Raw genomic sequence first — 10,950 nt, forward strand, 5'->3', positions numbered from 1 at the left:
TCAAAATGTAGGAAACTAAATGAAACCGAAACAGAGTCCCCTTGGGGTATTTAAGAATCGATACGTGTTTGCAGGGATCGCAGTTTTGCTCCTCGGAACCTTTTCCACATGCGAAAGCATCGGACAGAAGGCGCAAGGAGAGAGACTGGAGAAGGTTCAATCTTCTCCTCAATGGAGAGAGGGGAAATTCGTGAATCCGCAACCCCTTGTGAATTTTACTTGGAAAGCGATCCAAACCCTTTTAAATCCGAGTCCACATGTGAATCCTACCGAACCGGTCCCGGTTGTCGCGGTAGAAAAAGAAAGATTCTCTAAATTCCCGGAGAGCGGGTTGCGGGTAACTTGGCTTGGGCACTCTACGAATTTGATCGAGATAGATGGCCTACGTATCCTGACCGATCCGGTCTGGGGAGATAGGACCTCTCCTATAAGCTGGATTGGGCCGAAACGTTGGTATCCTCCTCTGATCGAACTGAAGGATCTGCCTGAGATCGATTTGGTGCTCATATCCCACGATCACTATGATCATTTGGATCTTGCAACGATCTCTATTATAAAAACATGGAATACTAAATTTGTAGTTCCCTTAGGAGTGGGTGCCAATCTGGAGTATTGGGGAGTCCCTAAGGAAAAGATCGTAGAAATGGACTGGTGGGGAAGTTTACACCTAAAGGGTCTAGAGGTAGTAAGCACTCCAGCGAGACATGCTTCCGGAAGATATCTCTTAGACAACGATAAGAAACTCTGGTCAAGTTACGCTCTTCTTGGGCCGAAGCATAGAGTCTATTTTTCGGGAGATACTGGTCTATTCCCCGCTATGAAGAAGATCGGAGAAAAATACGGTCCCTTCGATCTGACGATGATAGAGACAGGACAGTATGATCAAGCTTGGCCGGACTGGCATATCGGGCCGGAACAGGCAGTGATCGCACATACTCAATTGAAAGGAAAGAGATTGCTTCCGATCCATTGGGGACTATTTGCGTTAGCCTCTCATTCTTGGACGGAACCGATCGAGAGGGTGATGGCAAAGGCGGAAAAACTCAAGGTCACCGTACTTACTCCTAGACCTGGAGAGAGCACCGAACCGGACCTGGATCCTAAACATAGTTCTTGGTGGCCTAAGCTTCCTTGGAGGACCGGGGACGAAAATCCGATCGTATCAGGGCAATTGGAAGATCCCGAGGAGGATGAAGCATTATGAAAATCAAAGTAATCATAACTGGAGCCACTGGAATGGTGGGAGAAGGAGTGCTTTTGGAATGTCTGGAAGATCCGGACATAGAAAGTATTCTATTATTAAATCGTAAAGCATCTGGGTTTCAACACCCTAAGATCAAGGAAATCGTGCATACGAATTTCTTGGATATCAGCTCGATCGCAAATGAATTGAAGGGATACGATGCCTGCTTCTTTTGCTTAGGAGTCTCTTCTGTCGGAATGAAGGAAGAGGAATATTTCAAGCTGACCCATACTCTTACCATGCATGTGGCAGAAATACTGGCAAAGCAGAATCCTAAGATGAGCTTCTGTTATATTTCCGGGGCACATACGGATAGCACGGAGAAGGGGAGGACCATGTGGGCCAGAGTGAAAGGCAAGGTAGAAAACGATCTACAGAAACTTCCCTTTGCTAGAGTTTACAATTTTCGCCCAGGTTATATGCAGCCTAGCAAGGGGGCAAAGAACACTCTTTCGGCTTATAAATACATCAGCTGGACCTATCCTGTCCTAAAGAGACTATTCCCCGATAGCGTTAGCACATTACAGGAGCTCGCGCTAGCAATGATCCACTCCGTTACAAAAGGAACGGATAAAAGAATATTAGAAGTACGAGATATACTTGAGTTAGCCAAAAAGTAGATCGGATTAGGCTTGCATTTCGAAGGAAATGTAGTATCCTTTCTTTCGATGTCCAGGTTTAAGCCCAAGGTCCCAGTCCTTCATTTGTCCGATCTTTCCTTGGCTAGAGAGGAAAAGATCTTTTATGCGGGCAGATTGGAGGATCTTCCGCCCAGCTTTACGGAATACGATAGTTCTCATAGGCATTCGTACTTTGCGATCTTTTTCTTTCTCAAGGGAAAAGGAACTCATAGCATCGACTTCCAAAAATTCGAAATAGAGAGGAACTCCTTATTCTTTTTGAAACCGGGCCAAGTGCATTCTTGGACATTTCATAATAAACCAGAAGGATTCGCCTTAAAGATCTCTCCTGAATTCTATTCCGAAATTTCGGACCGGACCGGTGAACTCAGGAGTTTCCCGTTCTTCTCCTTCTCTCAGAGTTATCCTAAGATCGTTTTGAAACCGGACCCTAGATTGGTATCGGATTTCCTGAGGCTCTCTCAAGAATTCGAAGAAGGTTCCGAACCAAAGATCCTTTTCTTCTTAAGCCAATTGATCCTTTTACAGATCAAAAAAGAATACGAAAAGTTCTCCGATCCACTATTGACTGACAATGGGCCGGTGTCCGAATTCCAGATTCTATTAGAAAAACATTTTATTCAAGAGAGGGCTACATCCTTCTATTCCAGGAGACTTGGCCTGAGTCCGAGTGCCCTCAATCGGATTTGCCAATCCGTTTTGGGAAAATCCGCTAAATCTATAGTGCATGATCGGGTCTTGTTGGAGATCAAAAGGCTCTTGTTGCATTCTGAAATGAGTATCACTCAGATCTGTAGGGAGCTTTGTTTTTCGGATAACGCGTATTTGAGTCGTTATTTTAAGGTCCAGACCGGTCTTTCCCCCGAACAATTCAGGGACCTGAAACGAAAAGCACAATAAAATAAACGATCCGTCCATTTACTTTCTTCCATCCGTCGCTATTCTCTTTGGTGAATCGAGAGATTGTTTTTCTTCTCTCATATTAGGAGATTTGCATGTTGGAGAAATTCTTTTCCACAGAACCCAATTTTATTCTTACAGTGGCAAGGGTCACCCTTGGATTGGTCATGATCCCTCACGGATTCCAAAAATTATTCGGATGGTTAGGAGGATACGGTTGGAGCGCAACCCTGGGTTTTTTTAGCTCACAAGGAATTCCGGTTATCCTGGGTATCTTAGTGATCCTTGCTGAATCCTTCGGGGCGCTCGGATTGATACTCGGGTTATTCACAAAACTTTCCGCATTCGGGATCGGATTGACCATGCTTGGTGCGGCCATCTTCCAGAGACAAAACGGATTCTTCATGAATTGGTTCGGTTCTCAATCCGGAGAAGGGATCGAATATCATATTCTAGCGATGGGGCTTGCCTTCGTGCTTCTGATTGCAGGAGGGGGAGCTTTCTCGCTAGATTGGTTGATCTCTCAAAAATTGAAATAGGATGCTAAGGGGCTTCCCTCATTTCTTCTTGAGGGAAGCTCTTTCTATTTGGAATTCTTTCCAACCGAAGTAAAGATTTCCGAGTCCTGAGGTCATGAAGCCTACGCCCGTCCAAAATACTATCGTAAGTATTCCTATTAAAGGAAAAAATAATATTAGAACCGCAAAGGCCAACGTCAGTATCCCGGAAAACAAGACCCAACCCCAAGGGTAGGATTGACTGGAGTGGATCTGGATTGCGAAAGAGATCAAAGAAACCGATCTGAATATGAGCAGCATCCCAAAAACGAAAGGAAGCGTCGCTACTGTAATTTCGGGATGAACAGTTAGCAAAATACCGGCGGCAAGATCAAGGATCCCTAAGGCTAAATTCCATCCTAATAATCCTACGTTCTTACGATTATAGAATGCAAACAATAGATGGCCGCTTCCGGTAAGGATCAATATTACCGAGAATGCCAACGCGATGCCTAGATAGCTTTGGACCGGGAATAGTATCACAGAGATCCCGGCAGCGAACCAGATCGCTCCGATCAATATGTGTAACCACCAATGCCTATTTTCCTGGTTCATATTCAAATACATTAAATTTTCCTTATTATTTTACACCGATCTTGATCGGAGACTTCTTTTGTTCCGTTTCGGTCTTCGGAAGGGATAGCTTCAGGACCCCGTTCTCGTAAGAAGCGGAGATCTTATCCTTTTGGACGGAATCCGGAAGAGTAAAAGATCTGCTAAAAGAAGAATAATTGTATTCTCTCTTGCTATAGTCTTTATCCTTTTCGGAGGTCTCGCTCTTCTTATGAGCGCTGATCGTCAATAGGTCCCCTTCGATATCCACATCGATGTCCTTTTTATCCAGGCCAGGGACTGCAAAATCCATTTCGAAGCCTTCTTTGGTCTTGATCACATTGACTGCCGGGACGTGACGGAAATTATCCTTGTGCAGGAATTCGTTCCATGTCTGAAAAAAATGATCTAGAGAAGACAGACCGGAAGAATTATCCGAAAGTTTGCTCAAACTATTCATAATGTTTCTCCTTTTGTCCTTATTTTGTAAATGATCCGTGCGATTAAGTCAATTGCACTAGAGGGAAACGGTAGAATGGAAGGACGATCGGCGAATTCACAGGGTTTGAGCTATCAGCTTGGAATTTGACTTGTTTTCTTTATTTCTCCAACTATCTTCGTTTCTTTTAGTGTTCCTAATTATTTTGCGAGTTGTATAAGAAGAAATGAGCGAAAGCAAAACCGAGACAAGGCAAGGTCAGGTCTTAATCGATTTCCTGGATTTCTTTCTCTCTATCCAAGAGATTTCCCTTCCTGCGGATCGTGTGCTTTCTAAGGTCCAGGAACGGATAGGTAACGGTTGTGGTTTTGATTTTTCCCAAATTTGGCTGAAATCTGAAGCAAACGGAGCTTTTCATTTCGAAACAAGCTGGCAAATCGAAAAGATCTCTACCGAAGACGATCTTATTCGAGAAAATTTGAAAAAGAGATCGGAAGAGGCGAGAGATCTCACCGTTCTCTTCTCCGCGAAGAGATGGAGCCTATTGCATGAAATGGGGCATAATTCCCCGCATTCCTCCCTCTCTTCCTTTACTTCCGATCTAAGATCTATCCTGAGCATTCCTCTTCTAACAAAAGAAGATACGGTAGGATACATTTTGTTTTTCTCCGAAAAGAAGTTGGAGATAGAAGAACCCTATCCTGCCTTATTCGATCTCATCTCCTTTCATTTGGGAAGCTTACTGCAAGAAAGACAGGACCAAGACGGTATAAAGGAAAACGAAGAAAGAATGAGAGACGTATTGGAAAATATGCCGATCATGTTCTTCTCCGTGGATGAGAATTTTAAGACCATATCTTGGAATCATGAATGTGAAACGGTATTAGGTTATTCCGCGGAAGAGGTGATCGGTAACCCTTCCTTTTCCTTCCCAGATCTACTGTATCCTCTTAAATCCCAAGGTAAGATAAGTTTGGATTCTAAGGTCCTGGATGTGGATTTTAAGAATTTGGAATTAAATCTGATCTCTAAGGATGGAAAGGATAAGCTGATCTCTCTCTCCAATGTCTCCTCCGGTTTTCCTCAATATCTTCCCCGAAAATGGTTTGTGGGAGTGGATATCACTCGCACAAAGGAGATCGAAAGGGAACTAAAGAGTTCCTTAAAGGAGCTTTCCGATTTTCAAACTGCTTTGAATGCGGTCTCTATCGTGGCAATCACGGATAGACAGGGCAAGATCATATATGTGAACCAAAACTTTTGCGATATCAGCGGATACTCCAGAGACGAGCTGCTCGGTCAGAACCATCGGATCATCAACTCGGGCTATCATCCGAAAGAATTCTTTCATGAACTCTGGAAAACCATTTCTAAGGGAAAGATCTGGAAGGGGGAGATCAAGAACCGAGCTAAGGACGGAAAATACTATTGGGTAGACACTACTATTTCCCCTATCTTGGACGAGAATGAAAAGCCCTATCAATTCCTCGCGATCCGGAACAATATTACGGAAAGAAAGGAGACGGAAGAGAAGGCTCGGCACGCAGAGAATAACCTGAAGACGTTACAAGACAGGATGAGCCCACATTTCCTGTTTAACACGTTAAGTATCATTCATTCTTATTTACAGACGAATCCCGAACTTGCGGATTCGGCCATTCTCATGCTTGCGGACAATTACAGGTTCTTGACGGACCAGGCCTCTAAGTTATTAGTGCCTTTCGATATAGAATGGAAATTTACGGAAAATTATCTGCAGTTACTGAAATTGAGATTCTCCGATTTTCTGGAAGTGGAGATAGAGAAGGAAGGGGATTTCAGGAACTGTCAAATCCCTCCTTTGACCTTACAGCCGCTGGTTGAAAATTCCTATATCCACGGTGTCCGAGATAAGAGGGGAAAGGGAAAGATCATCCTAAAGGCCACCGTAGAAGGCGGGACTACACAGATCGTTATCCGCGATAATGGGAACGGTCTCAAGACCCAGAACGTTTATTCTCGCACGATCGCGAACATAGCGGAGAGATTGAAATTTTATCTTTACGAATCGGAAGTCAAGATCGAAAATCATCCTGAGGGTGGGGCGGTCGTGACGATACGCTTCAATTATTCCTCCAAATAGAATCCGTAAAATTTGTCCCTGATGACAGTCGCAAAGAAAGAATGGAAGGCATTGATCGTAGAGGATGAGGCTCCTACTCGGGATCTACTGATCAATTACTGTCTCTCCCGTCCCGAATTGAAACTTACCAAGGTTGCAAAGGACGGTGAGGAGGCCTTGGAATACCTACAGACCGAGGAATTCGATCTTGTTTTTCTGGACATCAATCTTCCCTTGCTTTCCGGCCTGGACATTGTGGAGAGATTGGAAAATCCTCCCTATATCGTTTTTATTACTGCGGTTCAGGACAAGGCGATCAATGCATTCGAATTGGGAGCGATAGATTATCTTCTCAAACCCTTTTCCAAGGAAAGATTCTTTAAGGCAGTGGATCGTGCTCTCGAATTCCTGCAACGCAAGGAAGAGAAGCCTGCCGGAAATGTTTTTAACGAGCACGGCCTGTTCGTCTTAGAAAAAGAGAATCATTTCCTGATCCCTTACAACGATATCAACTATATCTCTTCCAGGGATAATTTCAGCGTGGTGCATACGGAGAAGAGACAGTATGTTACTTATAAGTCCCTGAAAAGCTTGGAGACCAAACTTCCTCCCAATCGTTTTTTAAGGATTTATAAACAATATATTATTAATATAGAGAAAATGTCCCACATGCAAAGTGATAATTCCGGGAATTATCTGGTCTATCTCAAGGACGAGGACGAGACCCAATTGCCAGTGGGCAGAAAATACGTGGCAAAGATCAAAGACCTTCTCTGAATTTTACCCTGTAAATCCGCAGTTTCCCTTCCCATTTTACCCCTTCCGTCGGCGCCTATTGACTTTTCTCTAATTGGCGCTACATTCAAAGAAACCGCAGCGGATCGCCGTTTTGAGATCCGGTGGTCGGTTTGGAAGGATATAAATGAGCGAAACAAACCGAATGATCCTACAGTTTTTGGGAGGTGCCGGAACGGTTACCGGGTCCAAATACCTCCTCCAGGCATTCGGAAAAAGCATCCTGATCGACTGCGGACTCTTCCAAGGGGAGAAGAAGCTGAGGCTTTTGAACTGGAGCTCTACTCCTTTCGATTCTTCCCGTATAGACGCAATCTTATTGACCCACGGTCATTTGGATCATTGCGGCTACCTTCCCCGGGTAGTAAAGAAAGGATTTCATGGTCCTATCATTGGGACAAAACCAACATTAGACATAGCTAATATTATTTTACAGGATAGTGCCAAACTCCAAGAGGAAGACGCCTCTATGGCAAATTCAGGAGGCTACTCCAAGCATAAGCCGGCCCTTCCTCTTTACGACTCAGAAGATGCGGAGAAGGCGATACGATTGTTCGAAAGTAAAGGATTGAACCAATGGTTCGATCTATGCGACGGGATCTCCTATAGATTCAGATACAACGGTCATATTCTCGGGGCCAGCTTCATCGAATTGAAGGTCGGGAGTAAAAGGATCGTATTCTCCGGGGATATAGGAAGAAAAGAAGACCCTCTTCTTTTTCCTCCGGAAAGACCCGAAGAAGCGGATATCGTTCTTATGGAATCCACATACGGTAACCGGATCCATCGGGGAAATCCGGAAAAGAGACTCGCACAGCTCGTGAGAGAAACTGCAGAAGCGGGTGGCTCCGTTGTGATCCCTTGTTTTGCCGTGGAAAGGATCCAATCTCTCATGTATCTACTCTGGAAAATGAGAAAGAGCGGGGAGATCCCAAATATCCCAGTCTATATGGATTCTCCTATGGGGCTAAAAGTATTAGAATTATTTAATGTATATGGATCCGAATGGCATAAGATCAAAGAATCCGAATTCTCTCATATAGCTGAAGATATCACCTGCGTCACGGATTCGTCCGAAACTAGGAAACTCGCTACCAAGAAAGGACCTCGGATCGTGATCGCAGGCAGCGGGATGGCAACCGGGGGAAGGGTACTTACCTATATGGAGAATATGCTCGGAGATCCGAATTCCCTCGTATTGTTCGTCGGATACCAAGCAATCGCTACCAGAGGAAGAAGACTACTCGACGGAGAGACGGAGATCAAGATCCGCAGCAAATACTATGAGGTCCGATGCGACGTTCAGAATATAGACGGACTCTCCGCGCATGCCGATCAGACCGAATTGGTGGACTGGCTCTCTAATGTAAAAAAGTCTCCTGAGCATTTATTTATCGTTCATGGAGAGGGGGACGCATCCCGAACTCTTGCGGACAAAATTGAAAAACGATACGGCTGGAAAGCCGAAATCCCGGAAAGAAACGAGATCATGGAGTTCGAAGTATAAAGAACCCCCGGATCATATTGATATATTATAAAATTAGAATAAATATAGGAATTTAGTCGGATGTTTATGAATGCAGCTCAGATAGAATACAATAACAGTCCCGTTATTACGAATATTCAGGGATCAAAAGAAACAAACGAATTCGGCACGATCGGCTTCACTCGCAAGAGAATTCCGAAGAGCAATGTCTTATTCTCCCAAGGGGAACCTGCTAAAGGATTCTTTATCGTAGAGAAAGGATCCATTCGTTCCTATAGGACCGGTTCTGGAGGAAGACAGCAGACCTTTAAGATCTATACTCCGGGTACTTGGGTCGGTATACGGGATGCTGCTTTCGGCGGAACGTACTTGCATCATGCGGTCGCCCTAGTAGATACCACCGTATTATTCATCGAAGAAAAAGAACTGAAACGATTACTCGTAACCGATCCTGAATTCCAAAACTCGGTCTTCAAGCAAGTCACGAAGGAATGTGTAGAAGCGGAGAATAAGATCTATTCTTTAGGAACGCGCCAGGTTCATGCAAAACTTTCCGAGTTCCTACTTCAGTTGGCCGACTCTATGGACGGAGAAGAGGAGCTTCCTTTTACAAGAGAAGTGATGGCATCCGTGATCGGAGTTACGACAGAAACCCTCGTAAGAGCCCTGACCGATTTTAAAAGCAGAGGCTGGATCGATATCGGAAAGAAAAGAATTACCATTCAAAACGAATCCGCATTGAGGAAATTACTGGATTGATCTCCGATTTTTCCATAGTTCAAAAAGAGACGCGAATGAAAAGGGCAGATCTACAGATAACGATCCGTTTTCAGATCAATCGGATCCAGTTGTCCGGAGATCTTTTTCTTCCCGTTGATTCTAAGTTATTGGTGGTCCTTGTTCTGGATGAAAAGGATGAGAAGTTCGAGCAAAGATTCAGTCTGTTGAATCGAAAACTGAATTTTGCAGGGATCGCCACATTGCTCTTGCAGGATCTGTTGACTGCCGAAGAAAGAGAGATCCATGCAAATCGATCGGACGATGCTCTGCTTGCGGATCGATTGGTGGAAATCACCAAGTACCTTCGAAACAGAAGGGATATTAAATATCATAAATTTGCCTATTTAGGTCTTTCTTCCGCGGCAGAAAGATTGTTTAGGGCGGGATTCGTGTTAGCTCAGGATGTGGACAGCATCGTTCTCATCGGTAACGGGCTTCCCCATTCTAAGATCTCCCTTTCTGCAGTTCCGATCCTGAATATCATAGGTGGCCTGGATTTTTACGGAATAGAATCCAATCGTTCCGTTCTTTCTAAGATCCAATCGCCTGTTAAAGGAATTCATTATATACCTGGATCCCCTAGTCATTTTGAGGATAGAGGAAAATGGTCCCAGGTAACGGACGCAGTACTTCGCTGGTTTAAATCCCCCCATTCCAGAAAGATAGAGTTCCCAGAACTGGAATTTCTTTAAACAATCAGCTCATCAATGATGATGCATGGAAGAATGGTCGACTTCGGGACCTTCTTCCGAATGATGAATGTGGTGAAATCTCTGAAAGATCATAAATAAGGAAAGAAGAAGGATCACACCTCCTACGATCCTCATCCGATTCGGATGCAGCTTAGAGGCAAAGGATCTGAAGCCCATCCCTACTAGGAATAAAGCAGGGAAAGTCCCCAGAAAGAAACCGGCCATGATCATGGCGCCAACAAGTGGTGATCCGCTGGCATAAGATATTATAAAAACTGGATAAAGGATCCCACAAGGCAGAAGTCCTGTGAAAAGGCCGAACCCGAAACCTAAGAAGGCTATATTCCGATTGGAAGAAGGTTTTCCTTCCGAATTCTTAAGCATAGGAGAAAGGAATTTGCTGACTACCTTTCCGAAATAAGGACTGAAATTCACGTTCTTTCCGAAAAGATATGCGATCCCAAAGAAGAGTAGTGCGAGGGCTCCGATCCAAGCCGCAATTTCCTGAATCGGCAATAGCTTTGATAAAGACAGGTTCGTTACTTCTCCCAAGAAACCGAGTGCAAGTCCGATGCTTGTATACGAAAAGAACCTTCCTAGATTATAAGAGAGTTGTAATAGACGATTTTTGGATTTTCCGGAGTTTGCGAACTTCAGACTTAGGCTTCCTGCCAGAGGCCCGCACATTGCCGCACAATGTATGGAACCGGTGAGTCCATTCAGGAAAGAGGCGAGTGCTAAGCTTAGAAAGAGTTCCATATTCC

The 10,950-nt window shown here is 44.3% G+C and carries 12 protein-coding genes; 9 read left to right on the top strand and 3 right to left on the bottom strand.

Annotated features, from left to right (window positions below):
• Nucleotides 1-19: 19 nt before the first annotated feature.
• The 4 genes from EHO57_RS17745 (at nt 20) to EHO57_RS17760 (ending at nt 3,323) form a co-directional block, all read left to right on the top strand.
• Nucleotides 20-1,204 (top strand): MBL fold metallo-hydrolase, encoded by a 1,185-nt coding sequence (locus EHO57_RS17745; protein ID WP_135642340.1) that lies wholly within the window; start codon nt 20-22, stop codon nt 1,202-1,204.
• The gene (locus EHO57_RS17750; RefSeq protein ID WP_135642342.1) at nt 1,201-1,863 is read left to right on the top strand and encodes an NAD-dependent epimerase/dehydratase family protein; all 663 of its coding nucleotides are present in this window, start codon (nt 1,201-1,203) and stop codon (nt 1,861-1,863) included. The genes EHO57_RS17745 and EHO57_RS17750 overlap by 4 nt, the downstream gene beginning before the upstream one ends.
• Nucleotides 1,864-1,911: 48 nt before the next feature.
• The gene (locus EHO57_RS17755; protein WP_135642344.1) at nt 1,912-2,784 is read left to right on the top strand and encodes an AraC family transcriptional regulator; all 873 of its coding nucleotides are present in this window, start codon (nt 1,912-1,914) and stop codon (nt 2,782-2,784) included.
• Between the two features lie 95 nt (nt 2,785-2,879).
• Nucleotides 2,880-3,323 (top strand): DoxX family protein, encoded by a 444-nt coding sequence (locus tag EHO57_RS17760; RefSeq protein WP_135642346.1) that lies wholly within the window; start codon nt 2,880-2,882, stop codon nt 3,321-3,323.
• Nucleotides 3,324-3,341: 18 nt separating this feature from the next.
• Here EHO57_RS17760 and EHO57_RS17765 read toward each other — a convergent pair whose 3' ends face one another.
• Nucleotides 3,342-3,896, bottom strand: a complete 555-nt coding sequence (locus tag EHO57_RS17765; protein WP_246050785.1) for an HdeD family acid-resistance protein — start codon at nt 3,894-3,896, stop codon at nt 3,342-3,344.
• 25 nt (nt 3,897-3,921) lie between these two features.
• Nucleotides 3,922-4,353 (bottom strand): Hsp20/alpha crystallin family protein, encoded by a 432-nt coding sequence (locus tag EHO57_RS17770; RefSeq protein ID WP_135642350.1) that lies wholly within the window; start codon nt 4,351-4,353, stop codon nt 3,922-3,924.
• 205 nt (nt 4,354-4,558) lie between these two features.
• Between EHO57_RS17770 and EHO57_RS17775 the strand changes: the two genes are divergently transcribed.
• From EHO57_RS17775 to EHO57_RS17795, 5 genes are all read left to right on the top strand, one after another.
• Nucleotides 4,559-6,454 (top strand): PAS domain S-box protein, encoded by a 1,896-nt coding sequence (locus tag EHO57_RS17775; protein ID WP_246050786.1) that lies wholly within the window; start codon nt 4,559-4,561, stop codon nt 6,452-6,454.
• A 21-nt stretch (nt 6,455-6,475) separates the two neighbouring features.
• Nucleotides 6,476-7,210, top strand: coding sequence for a LytR/AlgR family response regulator transcription factor (locus EHO57_RS17780; RefSeq protein WP_135643298.1), 735 nt, complete (start codon nt 6,476-6,478; stop codon nt 7,208-7,210).
• Nucleotides 7,211-7,355: 145 nt separating this feature from the next.
• Nucleotides 7,356-8,735 (top strand): MBL fold metallo-hydrolase RNA specificity domain-containing protein, encoded by a 1,380-nt coding sequence (locus EHO57_RS17785; protein ID WP_135642352.1) that lies wholly within the window; start codon nt 7,356-7,358, stop codon nt 8,733-8,735.
• Between the two features lie 66 nt (nt 8,736-8,801).
• The gene (locus EHO57_RS17790; RefSeq protein WP_135643300.1) at nt 8,802-9,473 is read left to right on the top strand and encodes a Crp/Fnr family transcriptional regulator; all 672 of its coding nucleotides are present in this window, start codon (nt 8,802-8,804) and stop codon (nt 9,471-9,473) included.
• 35 nt (nt 9,474-9,508) lie between these two features.
• Entirely contained in the window at nt 9,509-10,186 is a 678-nt protein-coding gene (locus EHO57_RS17795; protein ID WP_135642354.1) for a dienelactone hydrolase, read from the top strand.
• A gap of 12 nt (nt 10,187-10,198) precedes the next feature.
• Here EHO57_RS17795 and EHO57_RS17800 read toward each other — a convergent pair whose 3' ends face one another.
• Nucleotides 10,199-10,945: a sulfite exporter TauE/SafE family protein gene (locus EHO57_RS17800; protein ID WP_135642356.1), complete on the bottom strand. Its 747-nt coding sequence runs from the start codon at nt 10,943-10,945 to the stop codon at nt 10,199-10,201.
• Between the last annotated feature and the right edge of the window lie 5 nt (nt 10,946-10,950).

This window comes from Leptospira langatensis (assembly GCF_004770615.1).
In the GTDB taxonomy this organism is placed as follows: domain Bacteria; phylum Spirochaetota; class Leptospiria; order Leptospirales; family Leptospiraceae; genus Leptospira_B; species Leptospira_B langatensis.